At 64.7% G+C, this 19,124-nt stretch carries 21 protein-coding genes; 14 read left to right on the top strand and 7 right to left on the bottom strand.

What is annotated here, in order from left to right; genetic code table 11:
* Positions 1–18: 18 nt before the first annotated feature.
* From C7401_RS38030 to C7401_RS38000, 7 genes are all read right to left on the bottom strand, one after another.
* Positions 19–1,044: a chemotaxis response regulator protein-glutamate methylesterase gene (locus C7401_RS38030; protein ID WP_112177199.1), complete on the bottom strand. Its 1,026-nt coding sequence runs from the start codon at positions 1,042–1,044 to the stop codon at positions 19–21.
* Positions 1,041–3,335 carry a hybrid sensor histidine kinase/response regulator gene (locus C7401_RS38025; RefSeq protein WP_112177198.1) on the bottom strand — a complete coding sequence of 765 codons (2,295 nt, stop codon included), beginning with the start codon at positions 3,333–3,335 and terminating at the stop codon, positions 1,041–1,043. The genes C7401_RS38030 and C7401_RS38025 overlap by 4 nt, the downstream gene beginning before the upstream one ends.
* The gene (locus tag C7401_RS38020) at positions 3,332–4,039 is read right to left on the bottom strand and encodes a chemotaxis protein CheW (protein ID WP_112177261.1); all 708 of its coding nucleotides are present in this window, start codon (positions 4,037–4,039) and stop codon (positions 3,332–3,334) included. The genes C7401_RS38025 and C7401_RS38020 overlap by 4 nt, the downstream gene beginning before the upstream one ends.
* Positions 4,032–5,489 carry a CheR family methyltransferase gene (locus C7401_RS38015; protein ID WP_112177197.1) on the bottom strand — a complete coding sequence of 486 codons (1,458 nt, stop codon included), beginning with the start codon at positions 5,487–5,489 and terminating at the stop codon, positions 4,032–4,034. The genes C7401_RS38020 and C7401_RS38015 overlap by 8 nt, the downstream gene beginning before the upstream one ends.
* Entirely contained in the window at positions 5,486–5,986 is a 501-nt protein-coding gene (locus tag C7401_RS38010; RefSeq protein ID WP_112177196.1) for a chemotaxis protein CheW, read from the bottom strand. Before C7401_RS38010 ends, C7401_RS38015 begins: the two co-directional genes overlap by 4 nt.
* Before the next feature lie 13 nt (positions 5,987–5,999).
* Positions 6,000–7,673 (bottom strand): methyl-accepting chemotaxis protein, encoded by a 1,674-nt coding sequence (locus C7401_RS38005; RefSeq protein WP_112177195.1) that lies wholly within the window; start codon positions 7,671–7,673, stop codon positions 6,000–6,002.
* A 295-nt stretch (positions 7,674–7,968) separates the two neighbouring features.
* The gene (locus tag C7401_RS38000) at positions 7,969–8,637 is read right to left on the bottom strand and encodes a TetR/AcrR family transcriptional regulator (protein WP_112177194.1); all 669 of its coding nucleotides are present in this window, start codon (positions 8,635–8,637) and stop codon (positions 7,969–7,971) included.
* Positions 8,638–8,933: 296 nt separating this feature from the next.
* Between C7401_RS38000 and C7401_RS37995 the strand changes: the two genes are divergently transcribed.
* From C7401_RS37995 to C7401_RS44660, 14 genes are all read left to right on the top strand, one after another.
* Positions 8,934–10,232, top strand: a complete 1,299-nt coding sequence (locus C7401_RS37995) for a site-specific integrase (protein ID WP_112177193.1) — start codon at positions 8,934–8,936, stop codon at positions 10,230–10,232.
* A gap of 358 nt (positions 10,233–10,590) precedes the next feature.
* Complete coding sequence (locus C7401_RS37990) at positions 10,591–10,854, top strand: helix-turn-helix transcriptional regulator (protein WP_146758069.1); 264 nt, start codon at positions 10,591–10,593, stop codon at positions 10,852–10,854.
* 11 nt (positions 10,855–10,865) lie between these two features.
* Entirely contained in the window at positions 10,866–11,738 is an 873-nt protein-coding gene (locus tag C7401_RS37985; RefSeq protein WP_112177260.1) for a hypothetical protein, read from the top strand.
* 233 nt (positions 11,739–11,971) lie between these two features.
* On the top strand, positions 11,972–13,018 hold the full coding sequence (locus C7401_RS37980; RefSeq protein ID WP_112177191.1) for an AAA family ATPase: 1,047 nt from the start codon (positions 11,972–11,974) through the stop codon (positions 13,016–13,018).
* A gap of 160 nt (positions 13,019–13,178) precedes the next feature.
* Entirely contained in the window at positions 13,179–13,475 is a 297-nt protein-coding gene (locus C7401_RS37975; RefSeq protein ID WP_112177190.1) for a hypothetical protein, read from the top strand.
* 12 nt (positions 13,476–13,487) lie between these two features.
* A complete protein-coding gene (locus tag C7401_RS37970) occupies positions 13,488–13,751 on the top strand; it encodes a hypothetical protein (RefSeq protein WP_112177189.1) in 264 nt (87 codons plus the stop codon).
* 118 nt (positions 13,752–13,869) lie between these two features.
* On the top strand, positions 13,870–14,871 hold the full coding sequence (locus C7401_RS37965) for a phage major capsid protein (protein ID WP_181565799.1): 1,002 nt from the start codon (positions 13,870–13,872) through the stop codon (positions 14,869–14,871).
* 56 nt (positions 14,872–14,927) lie between these two features.
* The gene (locus C7401_RS37960; protein WP_146758068.1) at positions 14,928–15,251 is read left to right on the top strand and encodes a hypothetical protein; all 324 of its coding nucleotides are present in this window, start codon (positions 14,928–14,930) and stop codon (positions 15,249–15,251) included.
* A gap of 301 nt (positions 15,252–15,552) precedes the next feature.
* Positions 15,553–15,816, top strand: a complete 264-nt coding sequence (locus C7401_RS44665) for a hypothetical protein (protein ID WP_146758067.1) — start codon at positions 15,553–15,555, stop codon at positions 15,814–15,816.
* Positions 15,817–15,983: 167 nt separating this feature from the next.
* Complete coding sequence (locus C7401_RS37950) at positions 15,984–16,412, top strand: P27 family phage terminase small subunit (protein ID WP_112177185.1); 429 nt, start codon at positions 15,984–15,986, stop codon at positions 16,410–16,412.
* Between the two features lie 125 nt (positions 16,413–16,537).
* A complete protein-coding gene (locus C7401_RS37945; protein ID WP_112177184.1) occupies positions 16,538–16,807 on the top strand; it encodes a hypothetical protein in 270 nt (89 codons plus the stop codon).
* Positions 16,808–16,819: 12 nt separating this feature from the next.
* Positions 16,820–17,095, top strand: a complete 276-nt coding sequence (locus C7401_RS37940; RefSeq protein ID WP_112177183.1) for a hypothetical protein — start codon at positions 16,820–16,822, stop codon at positions 17,093–17,095.
* A gap of 278 nt (positions 17,096–17,373) precedes the next feature.
* Entirely contained in the window at positions 17,374–17,655 is a 282-nt protein-coding gene (locus C7401_RS37935; protein ID WP_146758066.1) for a hypothetical protein, read from the top strand.
* A 178-nt stretch (positions 17,656–17,833) separates the two neighbouring features.
* A complete protein-coding gene (locus tag C7401_RS44660; protein ID WP_220092898.1) occupies positions 17,834–18,328 on the top strand; it encodes a hypothetical protein in 495 nt (164 codons plus the stop codon).
* The last annotated feature ends 796 nt before the right edge of the window (positions 18,329–19,124 follow it).

Below are 19,124 nucleotides of genomic sequence, written 5' to 3'. Positions count from 1 at the left end.
TCTCGTGATGAATGGCGGCTAGCCGGCAGATGAATTCAGTGGTTTGACCCGGCCCGCAAGCTCGGGAGCAATCGCGTCGAGCGGCAGGATCGCGCGTGCGGCGAACAGCGCGGCCGCGGCCTTCGGCATGCCGTACACGGCGCTGGTGGCCTCGTCCTGGGCGATCGTGTGCCAGCCCTTGGCACGCATCGCTTTCAGCCCGATCGCGCCGTCGCGTCCCATGCCCGTGAGCAGCACGCCGATCGCCTCGCCCGCCCAGTGCTCGACGAGGCTGTGAAAGAACGTGTCCACGGAGGGGCGGTAAGGCGTGTCGGCAGGCTCGCGAGTGTAAGCCAGCTTGCCATGCGCTGTCATGCGCAGATGATCGTTGGTCGCGGCGAGCAGCGCGCAACCGGGCGCGGGCCGCTCGCCCTCCAGCGCGATGCGCACCGTGAGCGCCGTCTGGCCGTCGAGCCAGTTCGCCATACCCTCCGCGAACGATTGATCCACGTGCTGCACGATCACGATGCCCGCGCCGAAGTCGGCGGGCAACGCGCCGAGCACGGCGGCGAGCGCGCTGGGCCCGCCCGCCGAGGCGCCGATCGCAACGAGCGGCGCGTTCTGCGCGCCCAAGGCCGCGATTGCGGGCGCGCGCACGGCCACGTCGAGCGCGCCGGACACGCGGCCGATCTGCTCGATCTTCGCGAGCAGCAAATCCATCGTGCGGCGCGCCTCCGGGCCCGCGAGCGTGGGCGTGTCGACAGCGTCGAGCGCGCCCGCGCCCATCGCCTCGTACACGCGCCAGGCGTTCGCGCCCACGCTGCTCGTGACGATCAGGATCGGGCACGGCGAGTGCGCCATGATCCGGCGCGTGGCCTCCACGCCATCCACCTTCGGCATGACGAGATCCATGAGGATCACGTCGGGCACTTGCGCCGCGCAGAACTGCACGGCCTCTTCCCCATTCGCGGCGACCCACAGCACGCGGTGGCCCGGCCGCGTGGCGATGGCGAGGCGCAGCGCCTCGACGGCCAGCGGCATGTCGTTGGCGATACCGATCTTCATCCCGTCGCCTCCCCGATCAAATCGTTCACGGCGTCGAGCAGCGCCTCGTCGTGGAAGCTGCCCTTGGTCAAATAGTAGTCGGCGCCGGCGTCGAGGCCGCGCCGCCGGTCGTCTTCGCGATCCTTGTACGAGACGATCATCACCGGCACGTTGCGATGCTGCGCGTCGCCCTTGATCATCGTGACGAGTTCGATGCCGTCCATGCGCGGCATGTCCACGTCGGTGATCACGAGGTCGAAGCGCGCGTTGCGCAAGGTGTTCCAGCCATCCATGCCGTCCACGGCCACCGTCACCTCGTAGCCGCGCTTTTCGAGCAGCTTGCGCTCCAGCTCCCGCACCGTCAAGGAGTCCTCGACAACGAGAATCCGCTTGCGCGCGCGCACCGCATCGTGGCCGCCGCGCGCCACGCCCGCGAGCTGTCCGTCGCGCACGAGGCGGCCCACCGAGGCCACGATATCCTCCACGTCGACGATGAGCGCCACCGCGCCGTCTTCGAGCAGCGCCGCGGCCATGACATTGCGCACCTTGCCCAGACGCGCGTCGAGCGGTTGCACGGCGAGCGTGCGCTCGCCCGCGAAGCGGTCCACGGCCACGCCATAGAGGCCCGTTTCGCCACCCACGAGCACGACGTTCAGGTCGCCCGTCGCGTTCGGCTCGGCGAGCGCGCCGAGCAACTGGCGCGCGGTCACGAGGCCCACGGGCCGCCCTTCGAACGGGATGTGCTGCTGACCTTCGAGCATCTCGATCGCGTGGCGCGGCACGCTGAGCGCGCGGCGCACATGTGCGAGCGGGAACGCATAGGCTTCGCCCGCGACTTCGACGATGAGGCTGCGCACCACCGAAAGCGTGAGCGGCAGTTGCAGCACGAAACGCGTACCCTGCCCGGCCGTGCTTTCGATGCGCACGGTGCCGCGCACCGCCTTCGCGAAATTCTGCACGGCGTCGAGGCCCACACCGCGCCCTGACACGTCGGTTACCGTGTCGCGCATCGAAAAGCCGGGCAGCAGCAGGAAGTCGAACAGCTCGGCATCGGACATCGCGGCGGCCGCCTCGGCCTGCGCGAGACCGCGCGCGACGATGCTCGCGCGCAGTGCATCGAGATCCACGCCCGCGCCGTCGTCGGCCACGGTGATGAGCAGCTTGCCCGCGCTGTGGCGCGCCTCCAGCGTGAGGCTCGCTTCCTCGGACTTGCCCGCGCGCCGCCTTGTTTCGGCGTCCTCGATACCGTGATCGAGCGCGTTGCGCAGCAGGTGGCCGAGCGGCGCGTCGAGCATTTCGAGGATGTCGCGATCGACCTGGGTCCACTCGCCGACAATGGCGAAGCGCACGCGCTTGCCGAGCGAGCGCGCGAGGTCGCGCACAATGCGCGGATAGGCATGCGCGGTGTCGCCGAACGGCCGCATGCGGCATTGCAGCGCTTCATCGTAAAGGCGTTGCGCGAGCTGCGTTCCCCGGCGGTCGATGCGGTCGAGATCGTCGAATCGTTCGGAAAGCTGACGATCGAGCCCGACGAGCGCTTCGCGAATGCCCGCGAGCGCCGTGCGTGCGTCGGCGTCGAGCGCGTCGACGTGGCGCTCGTGGAACTGACCAAGCGCCGCGAGCACATCGCCCTGCGCGCGGCGCACGCGCAGCAGGCCGTCGGCGAACGGCCGCATGCGGCGTGACTCCACGAGCGATTCGCCCGCGAGGCCGAGCAGCCGGTCGAGCGTGCCCGCGCGCACGCGCAGCATGCGCTCGGCATCGGCCGGACGCGGTTGCTGCGGCTGTGTCGGCGCGATGGGCTCGACGGCCGCAGGTTCGGGTTCGGGTTCGGGCTCAAGTTCGGGCACCGGTTCCGGCTCGGGCAGTCGCAGCGAGGCCGAGAGCGCGGCGAACGCGTCGGCCTCGTGCGCCTCGTTGGGCGTTGACGCCAAGCCGGTGAGCCGCGCGACGAACGCCTGCACAGCCTCGTGCGCAAGCGGCGGCGCGCTGGCGTCGCCCGCCGCGATCAGCATGTCGATGCCGACGAGCAACGCGTCGATGCGCGCCGCGTCGATGCGCAATTCCCCGCGCTGCGCGGCGACGAAGCAATCCTCCATCGCGCTGGCGACCTCGACGGCCTCGGGCAGCCCGACGATGCGCGCCGCGCCTTTGAGCGAATGCGTCGCGCGCATGCAGTCTTCGAGCGTGGCCGCGTGTTCGGGCGCGGATTCGAGCGCGAGCAGTCCCGCCGAGAGCGTGCGCGTTTGCGCCTGCGCTTCCTCGCGGAACAGGTCGAGCAGCGAGCGGCGGCTCAGTTCGTCGTCGCTCATCGCAAACTCCTTGCCAACGCATCGAATAGCGCATCGGCGTCGAGCACGCCCACCGAGCGGGCGCGCCAGTTCGTCACGCCGCGCACGTGACGCCCGGCCGACTGCGCGAGCGTGGCGGGCGCGGGCAACAATTCGTCGGCGCTGAAACTCGCCACGCCTTCCACATCGTCCACGGGAAACGCCGTCGTCGCGCCCGCCCATTCCGCCACTAGCAGGCGCGGCGTGGCGGCGCGCTGCCCGGCCGCGAACGCACCCGACGCCGCGGGCTCGATATGCAGCAGCGCGGCGAGCGAAGCCGCGAGCGTGAGCACGCCGCGCACGTTCACCACGCCGAGCACGGCGGCGCTGCGCCGATGCGGCAGCGTGTGGATGGCGCGGGCTTCGTCCACCTGGCGCAGCACGGTGGCCGGCAGCGCGAGCCATTCGGCGCCCACGCGGAACACCAGCGAGCCTTCCTTGCCCGCCTGTTGCCCCGCTTGCGCGCGCGCGGGCGTGGCGACGGCGGGCGCAAGCGCCTGCACGGGCGGCGCGGGCCGGTCGAGCATGCGCGCGGCGGCGTCTTCGAAAACCGGGCAATTCAGGCAGCGCACGCACTGTTCGAGGCGCGGGCACGAGTTGTCGCCGAGCGTGCCGATCACCTTCCAGCACATTGACGGCGGCGGACTGGCAAGCGCCGTGTCGGGCAGCAGGTCGCGTTCAGGCATGCGCGCCTCCTGCGTCGCGTTCATTGCGTTCATCGTCCCCGTTCTGCTCGGCGGCGCGTTGTGCGCGGCGCATCAGGCGGCGCGCGCCGTCAGCGTCGCCCTGCACTTCGAGCAGCGCGGCCAGATGCGTCAGTGCTTCGTAGTGCGAAGGCTCCAGATAGATGGCCTTGCGATAGTGCCCGTGCGCTTCGGCCGCGCGGCCCTGGGCGTCGGCGATGAGGCCGAGCAGGTACCAGGTGTCGGCATTGTGCGCGAGCGCCTTCGCGGCGTCGGCGGCGAGGCGTTCGGCGTCGGCGAGCGAACCCGCGTCGGCGAGACGCCGCGCCTGCGCGAGCGCGGCCTCGGGCGTGGCATCCGTCTGCGCGGTCGCGGCCGGCACCCGCACGACGGCCGCCGCGCGCGGCGCGGGCGCGCCATGCAAGGGCCGCAGGGCGAGCGGCGGCGGCGCGGGCCGGCGCGCCGGTGCGGCCACCGGCGCGTCGAGCGGCTTGAACACCGACGCGCTGCCGAGCGCGGGCGCGGCGGCCGTGGCCGCGATGACCGGCAGCGGCGCGGGCACGGGCGCGGCGTTCGTTTCGGGCGCCGGCACGCGGAAGCCGAAGGCGAGCGGTATATACGCCGACGCCATCTCGTGCCGCATCATCAGCCCCGTTTCCGCCGGTCCGACGAAGATCATGCCGCCTTCGGCAAGCCGCGCGCGCAGCAATCCGATCGCGCGGTCCTGCGCGGCGCGGTCGAAATAAATCAGCACGTTGCGGCAGAAAATAAAGTCATAGCGCACCGGATGCGGCGCGAGCCATTCGAACAGGTTCGCACGCTCGAAGGTCACGGCGCGCCGCACCGTCGACGCAATGCGCCAACCATCGGGCGCCGCCTCGAAGTAGCGCTCGCGAAACGCGAGGCCGTCGCCGCGAAACGCGTTGCGGCCATACACGCCGCGCGCCGCCGCCGCGATGGATTGCGCGCTGATGTCGATCGCGTCGATGGCGAACTGCTCGTGCACGAGACCCGCGTCGAGCAGCGCCATGGCCGCCGAGTACGGCTCCTCGCCGCTGGAGCACGGCGCGCTCAGCACGCGCAGCACCTCGCCGGGCTGCGCCGCGAGCCGCTTCGCGCCAAGGCGCGCCAGCGCGGCGAAGGCCTCGCGCTCGCGGAAGAACCACGTCTCGGGCACGACGAGCACGTCGATCAGCGCCTGACGCTCGGCGGGCGTGGTGGTGAGGCGTTGCCAGTACGCTTCGCGCGCCCATTCGGGCAACGCCACGCCGCTCGCCCACTCGTTGCGCTGGGCGTGAGCGGCGACCCCATAGCCATCGGCCGCTTCCACGCCCACGGTCGCCGCCGCCCGCGCGCCCACCGCGCGCGCGAGTGCGTTCGCGCCGAGCGATTCGGCGTCGATGCCGGTTTCGTCGAGCAGCCAGGCGCCAAAGCGCGGATCGACCATCCTCATGGCGCACCTTGCCACGTAGGCGGATCGGGAAAGAGCAGCGCGCGCACGCGTGCATCGAGCAGTTGCGCGACTTTCACCCACTGGACGAAACCGCTTTCGTCGCGCGCGACCGGCCCGAGCCAGCGCGCCTCGGGCGTGGCGATGCCGCCCTCGGCAAAGCGCTCGGGCGCGATGGACTGCGTGCGGGTCGCGCATTCGAGCAGCAACGCGAGACGGCGCGAGCGCGGCGGCGCGGACGAACCCGGGGAGCCCGCCGTGCCGTCATGGTCGTACACGAGCACGAGCCGCGTGGACATGAGCGCGCGCGCGGGCCGCCCGAGCGCGAGCATCGACAGGTCGACCACGGGCACGGGCGCGCCCTCGTGGTCGATCACACCGGCGATATACGCGGGCGTGCCCGGAAACGCGCGCACGGGCGCGAGCGGCAGCACGTGCGCGATCTCGCGCGCATCGAGCGCGTATCGCTCGCCGTCCAGTTCGAACAACAGGAAGAGCATCGCCGCTCCCGCGTCAGGCCTCGATCCTGAACCGCGACACGCCGGTGCGCAGTTCGTTGGCGACGAGCGTGAGATTGTCGATGGCCTGCGACGACTGGCGCAACGACTCCGCCGTCTGCTGGGCGGCTTCGGAAAGCTGCGTGAGCGCCTGGGTGATCTGCTCGGCGCTCGTGGCCTGCGCCTGCATGCCGTCGTTCACCACCTGGAAGCGCGGCGCGAGCGTCTGCACCGCGCCGATGATCTGCGAAAGCTGCGCGCCCACGGCCTGCACGTCGTGCATGCCGCGCCGCACCTCCTCCGCGAACTTGTCCATGCCCATCACGCCCGCCGACACCGCCGACTGGATCTCCTTCACGGTCTGCTCGATGTCGTAAGTCGCGACCGCTGTCTGGTCGGCCAGGCGCCGGATCTCGGTGGCGACCACCGAGAAACCGCGCCCGTACTCGCCCGCCTTTTCCGCTTCGATCGCGGCGTTCAGCGAAAGCAGATTGGTCTGATCGGCCACCTTCGTGATCGTCGCGACCACCTGGTTGATGCTCACCGCCTTCTCGTTGAGGATGGCGAGCTTCGCGTTCACCGAGCCCGCCGCCTCCATCACGCTGCGCATGGTGTCTTCCATGTGCGTGAGGCCGCTCTGGCTCGTGCTGGCGAGCCCGGCCGACTGCTCGGCGACGGTGGCGACTTCGCTCATGGTGCGCACGAGGTCGCGCGCGGTGGCGAAAATCTCGCGCGACGTCGCGCCGATCTCGGTCGTGGTGGCCGCCGTCTCGCTGGCCGTGGCCTGCTGTTCCTTCGAGGTCGCGGCCACTTCGGCCACCGAGGTCGTGACCTGGAGCGACGACTTCTGCGCCTGGGCCACGAGACTCGCGAGTTCGTCGCTCATGCGGTTGAAGCCGTCTTCCAGCACGCCGAATTCGTCGCTGCGGTTCAGTTGCAGCCGCTGCGAAAAGTTGCCCGTGCGCATGGAATCGTGCACTTCCACGAGGCGCGCCATCGGCACGGTGATCGCGCGATAGAGCGCGTAGCCGGTGACGAGCGCCGCGAGCAGCACCACGCCGAGCGCCGTGGCGAGCGTGATCTCGGTGCCCGTGACCGAGCTGCGGATGGTTTGCGCGGAGTCGTCGGCCTGCTGACGGTTTTCCGCCACGAGCGCGTTGGCCGTGCTGAGCACTTCCTGCCACGCCGGGCCGATCTGCAAGAACGCGGCTTGCGCCGCCGCACGCGAGCCGGGCAACTGGTGCGCCACGGCCGTCGCCATCGGCAGATAGCGCGCATAGGCGTCGCGAAAGCGCTGGAAGCGCTCGCGGTCATCGCTGCGAAACACCGAGCGCTCGTACAGCCGCGCGGTTTCTTCCACCTGCGTCACGGCCGCCGGCAGGCTGGCGAGGTCGCGCGCGAGCGTGTCCGGATCGGAATCGACGAAAGCCGCGCGCTCGACGAGGCTGTAGGTCTGGTTGGCCGCGGCGCGCAGCGAGGTCGCGTAGAACAGGCCCGGCACCGAATCGTGCGTGAGGCTGAGCGCCTCGCCGTCGATGGAGCGCAGGCGGTCGTAGGAGATGGCGGCCATCGCGAGCATCAGCACGAACAGCAGGCCGAAGCTGAGGACGATGCGCGTGCCGAGGGTGAAGCGACCCTGGGTCTGTCGCGGCAGGCCGGCTTGGCCGGATCGGGGCATGGCGGTGCTCATTACGCTAAGGGCTCTCCGGTGGCGGGGACCCGCGCGCCACCCCTGCCGGCGAGGCGGGGCGCGGCGGCGCAGGGCGAGGCCGCGCGCGCGGCCTCGACCGCCGTAGTGTAATGCGTTCGCGCACTTTTTGGGACAGTGCAAACGGCCGAACAGCCACGTAAAACGGGGCTTGCCGGGCATTTTGAAATGGCCGGCAAGGTGCTGGAAGAGTGTTTTCGGGGAGCGGCGCGGCTGGCGCCGATGCACGGCGCATCGGCGCGCGTGCGTGCGGGCCGCCTGCGCGGCGGGTTCCGGCTTACTTCTTGACGAAGCGCAGCGTGGCGTCGACGACCATCTCGCGATGGCGCGCGCGCAGGCGCGGATGCGACGGATCGCGCCCGAACGCCGCGCCGAAGGTATGGCGGTTGCCCACGCGGTGAAAGCACATCGAGCTGATGAGCAGGTGCAGGTCGATGGGATCGATGTCTTCGCGGAACGCGCCGCTCGCCACACCGCGCGCGAGCAGGTCCTCGATCGTGCGGATCGCACTGGCGTTGCGGCTGCGGAAAGTCTTGAGGCGCTCGATGTACTTCGCGCCGTGAATGTTCTCGATGGTCACGAGGCGCACGAAGTCGCGATGGCGGTCGTGATAGTCGAAGGTGAATTCGACGAGCCGCCGCAGACCTTCCACGGGGTCCAGTTCGTCGATGTGCAGGTCCAGTTCGAGCGCGCGGATGTCGCCGTAGACCTTGTCGAGCACCGCTTCGTACAGCCCTTCCTTGCTGCCGAAGTAGTAATAGAGCATGCGCTTGGTCGTGTTGGTGCGCTCGGCGATCGCGTCTACGCGCGCGCCTGCGAGACCCATGGCCGAGAATTCGGCGGTCGCGACTTCGAGGATATTGCGCTTGGTCTGCTCGGGATCGTACTTGCGGCGGCTTTCGGATTGAGCATCGTTGCGTTCGGCCGAGGCCGCCGGTCTTGCCATATTTTTTGTGGCCCGCAGCAGGGATGGGATGCGGGCGATTCTAGCATGGTGGGTGGGGGACTTCGGTGCCGCCGCTGGGGGGCTTTTGTGGCCGGGGTTTTCGCGTTTCCTTGTGGTCGCGTCGGTCTGCGAGCGTTGCCCCTGTGCGGGTAATTCTACTTGTTCATAGCGTGCGCTGGCGTATCATGTAACACACAAACTCGTTGAAAATCAAAGGTTTAGTGTTCATGATGCGTCGCGTAGTGCATAGCCGTTCATGGCGTGCATTGTCCTGAAATTGTCCAAAGGGATACGCAATGGCAAACCACGAAAAATTCAAGATTGACCGCGCGTTCATGCGCGCACTCGACCGGGCGCTTCCCCGCGAATATGCGTGCAACGCATTGAAAGGTTTCGGGGTCCGCGTCGCGCCGAACGGCACCGTCACGTACACCTATCGCTACCTTGATGTCAGAGGCAAGCCGAAGCGCATCACGGTCGGGCGTTGGCCCGATAGCGAAGCGGCTGATGCTCGCGAGAAGGCAAAGGGTCACGACGCGCTGACTGACCGAAAGGGTGACACGCTCGCCGTGCGACTGGCGAAGTCCGAAGCCCGCGCCGCCGCGCAAAAGAAAGTCGGCACGATGACGCTCGGCGCATTCCTGACCGACCGGTATGAAGACCATCTTCGGACACATGGCCGGTCGGGCACGCGCAACGCCGACATGATTCGTTCGAAGTCGGGGTTCGCCCAGCTGCTTGAACGTGACCTTGCCGCAATCACGTCATGGGACGTTGAAAAGTGGCGCGCCGAACGCCTGAAGACTGGCACGAAGCCCGCGACCTGTAACCGCGTCATCAATGCCTTGCGCGGCGCGTTCAGTCGGGCGCTCGAATGGGAAATTATCGAAGCGCACCCCATGGCGACCGTGAAGAAGCAACGCGAGCCGGAACCAGATGGTGACCGCTTTCTTCTGCCTGATGAAGAACAGCGTCTTCGCGCGTCGCTGGACGCATACGACGAAGCCGTTCGCGAAGAACGCGCGAAGGTCATGCGTCGTCTTCGCCGTGTCGAACCCCCGCGTGCCTATGGCGACGCCACAAAACCCGCTGTTTTGCTCGCGCTGAATCTCGCGTGCCGTCGTGGCGAACTGTTGCGACTCGAATGGCGTCATGTTGACCTTGACGGCGCTCGCGTGACCTTTCCAGGCATCAACACCAAAAACGCGAAGTCGCGCGTCATGCCCCTGAACCGTGAAGCGCTCGAAGTGTTGACGAAGTGGCGCGCGCAGTGTCCCTCCAACGGCGCGTATGTGTTCCCGAACGAACGGGGCGACGCCCCACTTCGCGAACTGAAGAACTGGCCGCGCGTGCGTGACGCGGCTGCAATCTCGCGCCTTCGCTGGCGCTATCACGACCTACGGCACCACGCCGCAAGCCGCCTTGTCATGGCGGGCGTCAATATCTATTCGGTTTCGAAGGTGCTAGGCCACAAGGACACGCGCATGACCGCGCGATACAGCCACCTTTCGCCCGAACACATGCGCGACACCATGGCGGCACTGGACGCGCCGAACACCATCGGTCAGACCGCCGCAACGACGAAAGCCGCCTAGGAATAACCCGTACAAAAACCCGCATTAGTCATTACGCGGGCTAATATCACGGCCCCGGTGTATGGCGAATACAAGCGGCCTATGGCGACTTCATACGTGCGATGGCGAAGTGAGTCATAGCAAAAAGAATAATCCGCCATTCTCCGCGCCTCTCTTCCAGAAAAGCCCCGTCAGACGGGGCTTTCGCCTTCTTTCTCCTTCGACAATCGTTCCGCGTTGCTTAGTTGAAGCGCTTATATCGGCGCGTCAAAAATACTTTCATCTGATATAAGCCGAATTTGCATCACACAAAGAACCCGGCTTTAATGGTCGTTATGCGCGGCGCGCGCATATGCATAAACCGGACAGCGAGGAAGGAATGAAGAATCTGAATAAATCGGTAAATGAGGATAACGAAACAAATGAATGCTATGACCTTCGCGGCATGATGGCGACGGTCGCGCAACTGGCGAAGGAAATGAACGTATCGCGCGGGCTGATTTACAAGCTGCTGAACGAACCGGGCGGACCCGCCTTCGTGAAGCTCGGTTCGAAGGTGCTTATCGACCGGCGCGAGTGGGCGCGCTTTCTGGAAAGCAAAACGGTCCGCCGCGAAGCCATCGAAGAAACCAGCGCGGCATGAGGGGGGCGACCATGGGACGTGGAATGCACCGACAGTCGCTCGAAATCATCGAGACTGCCATTGAAATTCTGGAGACCATCAAACCAACAACCGTTCGGTCTGTCTGCTATCAGCTATTCACGCGCGGGCTGATTACCGACATGAGCAAGAACGAAACGGCGAAGGTGTCGCGCCTTCTGACCGTTGCCCGCGAGCGCGGCGAAATTCCGTGGGACTGGATTGTTGACGAGACCCGCGAAGTTGAACGGGTTCCACAATGGTCCGACGGGACAAGCTTCATTGACTGCGCGCTTCGTCAGTACCGTAAGGATTACTGGCAGGACCAACCGTATCACATCGAAGTCATCAGCGAGAAAGGTACCGTTCGCGGCGTGATTGCCGCCGTACTGAAGGAATTCGGCGTGCCATTTCGCGTCATGCACGGCTTCGCGTCCGCGACGGTCGCAAATGACATGGCCGAGTCCATCAAGACGCGACAGAAAAATACTGTGCTGCTTTACATCGGAGATTACGACCCGTCAGGTCTCTACATGAGCGAAGTTGACCTTCCTGAACGGCTCGACCGCTACGGCGCACTTGATTACGACCTTCATCGCATCGCATTGACGCAAGCCGATATTGAAGATGGAGACCTACCGAATTTCGACGCCGCGACGAAGCATGGCGACACGCGGCACGCGTGGTTCACACAGCACTACGGCTGGAAGTGTTGGGAACTTGACGCGATGAACCCGAACGATTTGCGCGAGCGGGTAACGGGTGCAATCTCGGCATACATCGACGCGGCCGCGTGGAGTCACATGGTTGATATCGAACGTGCTGAACGCGAGTCCATGCAAACCGTAATGGGCGAATGGACTCGTGTAATGACCGGTCAAGGCTGAACTCTATTTTTCGACCTGTCTGCAAATAGAACCTTCAAATCTATTTTGCGACCTGTCTGAAAATAGACCGGTCGAACATGGAGGCCGCATGACCGCCCCGCAAAAAGAAGCCCGCGCAGCGGCGGGCAACATGCAGAAGCCAACGACCTTTTGGGGTCACGCACAGAATAGGATACCGAACGATATTGCGCAATCCGTAGTTCTCGAAGCGATTGAGGGCCCGTGGAGTCGTCATGAGTGAGCCGACGCAAGCGGAACTTGATGCCGCGCGAAAGAAGTTTTGGGACCGCGTACCGCCTGCAATTGGTCACGTGAACGGTAAGGCGAACGGCAAGGCCGAAATCGAGATATGGGAGCCTGAGATTGTGACGACCGAAACGTTGCTGGCGACGCCGCCCGTGCGCCCGAAGTTCGTCATTGACGGACTGTTGCCGACCGGGCTTGTGTACCTCGCCGGGAGACCCAAGGGCGGGAAAAGTCTTCTGGCGTTGCAAATGGCTGTTGCCGTTGCAAGCGGCGCGCCGCTGTGGGGTCGCGACGTGGACGCCGGACGGTGCTGGTATTTGGACGTCGAGAACGCGCGCTGGCGGGTTCACGACCGCCTGACGCGTGCCGGAATCGACACTTCCCATGTGCCGAATCTCGTCTGGTCCTTCGAATGGAAGCGCGGCAATCGAAACGCCTTGTCGGTGGCGCTCGACAGGATGCCGATGAAGATGCTGGTCATTGACGTATGGGCGAAATTCCGCGCGACGCTCGACCGCCGACAGGACCAGTACGAACAGGAAGGCGAAGAACTCGCATGGTTGGCGCGCGAAGCGAACGAACGCGCGATGACGATTCTTTGCGTCGGGCACACGACGAAATCTGACCTTGGCGACGTGTATTCGCAGATTGGCGGTTCAACCGCCGTTGCTGGCGGCGCTGATGCCCTGTTCGTGTTGCGCAAGGAAGAAGAAGACCGGCGAGTGCTTCACATGACGGGGCGCGACGTGGCGGACAACCGCTTCATGTTGTGCCTTGGGGACGACCTTCAGTTTCGGTTCATGTGCGACGCGGACAACGTGGCGACCGCCGACCAGATGCGCTACCTGTGCGCAATCTATAACGGTCAGCGCTTGCCGTTCGAACTGGTGAAGGCGCTAGGCGTCACGAAACAGGCGGTTTCGCAGATGTTGCAGCGGCTTCGCGAGACCGGCTATATCACGCTGCCCGGTGGACTGCCAAGCCTCACGCCGACAGGCCGCCAGATGGTCGAAGCCATGCACGAATCCCTGTAGTTATATAAGAGAGAGTGTTTACTTGCTTTACAGAGTTAACTTGATTGATTGGCTTTACTGACTTTACGTGCTTGACCTGTCTTACAGGTCTGTATGCAAGGTCAATCTTGTCAACGTGGTAATCCTGTCAACCCCGTCAAGCATGTCTATGGAGCCCATCATGACCGATGCGTTTGACCCGATTGAAGCGAACCAACGCGCGACCGCACTTCTGACAAGCCGCGTGCGCGACGCGCTTGGCGGCGCGGCGCGGGACTGGATTAAGGACGTTGAACGGCGCGGCGGCACGCTGCAACTGTCCGGTTGGCCGAACGGCGAACTGTCCGTTTCAGTCACGCAGGGGGGTGAAACGCTTGCGGTCTTCTGGATTGTCACGCGGCGCGGCGTCAGCATTTTTCTTGATGGTCCGCCCGTTGCCGCGCCGGACCGTGTTGCGCCGTCGAACGAAGCCGAATGACGGGCGGCGCGCGTGAACGACTACGAAAACATCGTTGCCGCGACTGAAGCATTACTTCGCCGCATATGCGCGGAGAACGGCTATCGGGTCAACGCCTTCGGCGAAGTCAGCGAACGCACGGCGGCATTACTGTTGCGCTATGCCGGTCCATCCGCGCTGCGTGCGCAGTATCACGAAGGGCGCGCGGTCGTGCCGTGTCGCTGTATCGGCGGTCGGCGCTTCTATTCCTTGCGCGCACTCGCCGAATACCTTGAGCGCGACCCGGACGACCCCTGACAAGTCGCGCAACCCGCGCAGGCCGCGCAATTCGCGTTGGTGTTGCGCGGACGGCTGACCGATTCTATGACGCAAGCCCGAACGAATGCTTCGGGACGCTAACGAACCGGGAGAAGACATGCCGACTGAAAACGCACTGGTTCAGGTCCGCGCCGCCCGCGCTATCGCCGTTTGCAAGGGCAACCCTGTCAACGCGCAGCGTTACGCGGCGCAATGGGGCAACGCCGTTGTCAGCTACATAGAACGAAGCATTACCGACACGGGTTCGCTTCAGGCGGGTTCCGTCCCGCTGCTAGACCTTGGGTCGCACTTGGTTCAATTGGTGCGGCGCAAAAGCGCAATCGAGCGCGTGAACAACGTCATGCCGTTCTATCGCGTGCCGCCGTTTCTGGCGGTGCTGTCGCTGGACGTGGACGCGTCCGCTGGCTGGACTGCCGAAGCGGCGAAAATCACCGTAAGCGGTCAGGGCTTCAGCACGTATCGAATCGGCGCATTGAAGTCAACCGCCATGGCCGTCTACACACAGGAATTCTTGCGAAGCGTTGACCCGAACGTTGACACGGCGATTCAGCGCGACCTGTCGCGCGCACTCGCGAAGGTCGAAGACAAGGCGTTTTTCGACCCGGCGAACGGCGGCGACGCCGCCACGCCCCCAAGCCCTTTTTACGGGCACACGCTAGACGGGTCAGGCGACATCAGCAACGACATTGACACGTTGCTTGCGAACGCGGACCCCGACCTGTTGGGCGAAATCGTGCTGACCTTCAACGCCGCCGATACGCCCGCGCTGATGAAGTCGCACCTAGCGGGTGACAGCACGCTGAACGCCGTTGACGGCGGCTTTCTGGCCGGATTGCCCGCCGTGCCCGCGCCCGTGCCGCGTGGCGCAATCGGCTTCGTTGCCCCCGCGCTGATTGCCATGACCGAAGCGGGCGCAAACATCGAAGCGTCCACACAAAGCACGGTCGAAGTCGTTGACGACGCAACTGGCACTTCATCGGTTGTCAGCCTGTGGCAACAGGATTTAGCGAGTTTGCGCGCGGTTCATTACCTGAACTGGCGTGCCGGTCGCGCTGACGCGGCGGGCATGGTCACGAACGTAATCGGGGGCACGACGTGAAAGGCGCGAAAAGCCGCTAGGCGCTCACACATGCTGAACTTACCGGAGAACGCACCATGTCACGCCGCATGGAAATGACGGAACTGAGGTTGATTCATCTCGACCCGGCCATTGCCCAGAAGGAAGCAAGGTCGGTTATCGCCGCGCAAATCACTTCGCACGCGGCCTTTACGCTGACCGAAGCGGAGATTGAAGACGCAACGTTTCAGCGGTTGCTGAAGCTTTGCCGCCGCCATATCGACACGGCTGAACGCGGGACCGCAATAAAGGGGCTCGCGTTCACCGAATCGAACGACGAAGCCGGTTCGCGACTCGCAATCATGCTGACGAACGGCTATGTCCTGCTGACGCCGCCGAAGCGCGAACGCGGCATTGCCTGAAGGGGACGCCAATGAGCAAGGGATTTTTCAGTCTGTCGCGTCCGACCGTCGAAGCGCTCGCACGTGACGCCGCGCAATGCCATGAATTCTTCGCCGGGTTGGGCGCACATGGAGCGGTGCAAGACGCGCTGAAACTGAGCAAGCAAGGCACATGCTGGTTCGAATGGGTCAGCGCGCCGCAAGGCATGATGTTATGCGCCCGCGCACATGGTCCGACTGCTACGCGATGAACACGGCGACCTACCCACGTCCTACCCGCGCCCTGTGGGGTGCGGGTGCGCCTACCTACGGGACACCCGACATGACCGACGCGACCCGCCCCCGCACGCCTTACGAACGGTATCGCGAGACCGAAGCCATTGAAGACGCCGCGTTGCATCGCGTGCGCAACGAAGCAGACGCGTGCGCAGTTGTCGGCGAACGGCTTGGCGCTGCCTTGTGGTCAGCGTTGCGGCGCGCCCGAAAGGTCGGGCGTGCGGACCGCTTGCGTGTATGGCTTGTGCGTGAGTCGCCGCCCGCGCTGCTGCTGCGTGACGACTCGGCGACGTGGACTGTTAGGCGTTGAAGTGCGGCGCGTGCGCTTCGCCGTGACCCGTGCGAGATTCGCGCGAAGCCAAGCGGGATAAGGCTTAGGGGCGGGAGGTCTGGTCTGGCAAGACCAAAAAGGACACCCCATTGCCCAGACAGAAATTTTCAAAAGTGTAATTTTCGCCGAATGAACCCGGAGGCACCATGACGACGCCCGACCGCGAACCCGACGCCGCGACGCGCAACCCGCCGTTGACGCTCGCGCCTTCCCGTCCGCTCCCCCCGCCGCGCGGGATGCGCCCCGAAGGCCGCAAGGTCTGGAGGGCAATCGTGGGAAGCTTCCCGGCTTCGTTCTTCAGGCCGTCCGACGAACCGTTGCTGACCGCCTATGTCGCAGCCGCGCTGACGCACGCCGAAGCGGCGAAGGCGATTGCGCGCGATGGTCTGTTCATGACGCACAACGGACAGGTCTATGCGAACCCGGCTGTCGCTGTCGCGAGACAGGCGGCAATGACGCTTGCAACGCTCGGCACGAAGGCGCGCATCAATCCGTCATCACGAATGCGTTCCGAAGACGCGCACGCGTTGGCGCGCCGCACGCCTAACGGGACGCGTCGCCCGTGGGAAGGGTGAGAACGAACCATGCGCTGTCCCGTGTGGATTTAGGCCGTGCGGTTCACCTTCGGGCCGCACGGCGCTTTTTTGCCGGTTGTCGGCGCATACTATCGCGCGTGACCTTCGATTGAATGGGGCGGGCGATGGTGGCGATTCCGCTGGTTGCGTGGTGTAGCCGTAGCGTGCGCGCGACGGTCGAAGAACACGCCCGTTCGCAAGGTGTCCCGGTCGAACGCATAGCGGGCGACCTGTTGGCCGAAGCCGTTCAGCGTCGCGGACTGCCCGCGCCGGACCTTCCCGACCTTTCCCGACAAACCGACGCCGCGCACCGCGCCACACTCGACCGCGCGAAGGCCGAATTGCTGACGGGCATGACGGCGCGCGACTGGCGCGAAGGCGAACACTTGGCCTGACAGGGGCGCGCCATGCCTGACGCGAGCCGTGTCGGTCTTCGCATATGGGTGACGCGTGACACGCTGCGCGCACTCGACGCCCGCGCCGACGCCGCCCATGTGCCCCGCGAAGACATTGCCGCCGCGCTGGTCGTTCAAGGTCTCGCCGGTCGTGGGGAAACTCCCCACGCCGCCCCGGCGACTGCTGAAATTCAGCAGTTCACGCGCGCCGCATGGAACGACGCCATGACCGCGAATCCGCACGTTGCCCCCTTGCTGTTGCGACTGCTCGGCGACGCCGACCGCTGACCGCCCGCGCTGTTGACCTGTCAACTCGCCCCAACGTCAACATCCGGCCCCCCGCAAATGCTCACCTTCGCGCCTGTCCCTGACGCACCCTGTCCGCTCGGGTAGGTGCGCGCCGACCCGGCGCGCGCTACAGTCGGGTTAGAGGGTACCGCCGTATCCCTCGGTCTCCAAAGGAATTGCGCCCGCCTTATGCGGGCTCTTTTTTGTCTGCTCGCTAGTTTCGGGCCGCTAACGCGTTCCCGCTACAATCGCCCGAAATCCACACGCTGGGAGCCATCATGAGCCGTCAAAGCATCATCCAACCATGCTTGGCGGCGGCACTAATGCTTCTGATTTCCGGTTGTGAAAACAAACCTACCGAAGCCGAACTAACGCAAACCTTACAAGACCGCATAGACGCCGCTTACAGCGACATCAACGCGGCGCGCGACCAACTGAACCGACTCGACAGCGACAATTGGCAAGACGTTGTGGCAAAAACCCGCGATTCCACACAAGCCGCCTTTGTGGACATCGAAAATGCCCAATACGCGCTGAAGAAGCTGAAGGAAGCCCGATAGGGCGACGAGGCGGGAAGCAGCCCCGCCACGCCGCTAGCGCTAAATCGCACGCTGTCCGTTTGGAACGGTGCGGGGCGCTGACAGGTTCCCACTACAATCGGGCAACAAATCTCAGTTGCGGACGGGCGCAATGAACAAAGCGGTTACGACCGCGGAGAAACGAAGATGCAAAAAATAATTGACGACATCGCGTCACCGGAATGGTGGTTTTACAGTCATCGTGGCTGCAATGTTGGTTGGAACAGTCTGTGTCTATCTAACGCGTTTTCTCGACAGTAGCGGCAGACGGTTCGCTACCATGATGGCCGCAAGAAGCAATGCGGAAATGCAGCGACGCGAATGGGCAACACAGCGATATACGGATAACCCCGACCTCATTCCTTTTCTTGTCGCCAAACATCAAGAGATGCGGACTTTTGGCACGGGATTCATGCTAATGGCAATATTTTTCCTACTTATGGCCGTGGGTTTGCAGACGACCTTGAATGGCCACATTCATTCAGCATTCGTTAGCGGGTTGGCTTTTTCCTTTCTGGCAGGCGGTTTGGTGTCATGGTTTTCCATGCTTTGGACCACGCGCAAAGCGTCAGGAACACTTTTGGTAATTTTTGAGGTAGAGCGCAGACTGATGCAAGGGAGAGGTGAAGCGCAAACTGCGGCAACGCGGAGCTAGATGTCAAGCTGTTCCCCGGCATCGATTAGCCTATGCGTTCACGCGCAGGCGGCCGCGAAGCCGCTACAGGCCCGGGAAACCGACAGGCCGTAGGTTTTGCCAGAATCCCGCCGAACTTGTCCGCCGATTGTCCTGAACGCAAATAAAAACGTCTTTCCTGCACACGTTCACTTCGCGCAAATCCTTTCCTGACAAGCCTTCTGGCGATACGCCATCGTTTTTAGTAATTTCCCCTGTGCGGGGCGGCACCTACTTTTCTTTGCAACGGCAAAGAAAAGTAGGCAAAAGAAAGCCGCTCACACCGCCAATGCCTGCCACCGTTCACCCCGCGCCACCCCAGATAGTGGCTCCGGAGCGTCTGTCACCTCGCACCTTTGAACGTAGTGACAAAGGGCTCATCCTTCCGGCGGCGCTACGCGCCCCGAAGGGCATAACCAAAACCACAAACCCCGCGTAGGCAAGGCGGGTTTCCCTTGCAGACCTTTCCGCAGCGCGCGAAGCGAGCGGCGGGAAGTATGACTGCCTTGTCACCAGGTTCAAGGGTGCGAGGTGACGGATGCTCCGGAGCCACAGACAAATACGGCGCGGGGTGAACGGTGGCGGGCATTGGCGGTTTGAGCGGCTTTCTTTTGCCTCTTTTCTTTGCCGCTGCAAAGAAAAGTAGGTGCCGCCCCGCACAGGGGCAACGCTCGCAGACCGACGGACCTATCCGTCATTTCGTGGGCGAGGCATATCATGAGAGGTAAAAATCATGGATATGCCGATGAAGAAGAAACGCACGGTAGCTTCGCAGGCA

Origin of the sequence: Paraburkholderia unamae (assembly GCF_003268775.1) — a bacterium.
Classification (GTDB): Bacteria; Pseudomonadota; Gammaproteobacteria; order Burkholderiales; family Burkholderiaceae; genus Paraburkholderia; species Paraburkholderia unamae.
Note: the sequence above shows the minus strand (reverse complement) of the source record. Positions and strands in the feature narration are given on the sequence as shown.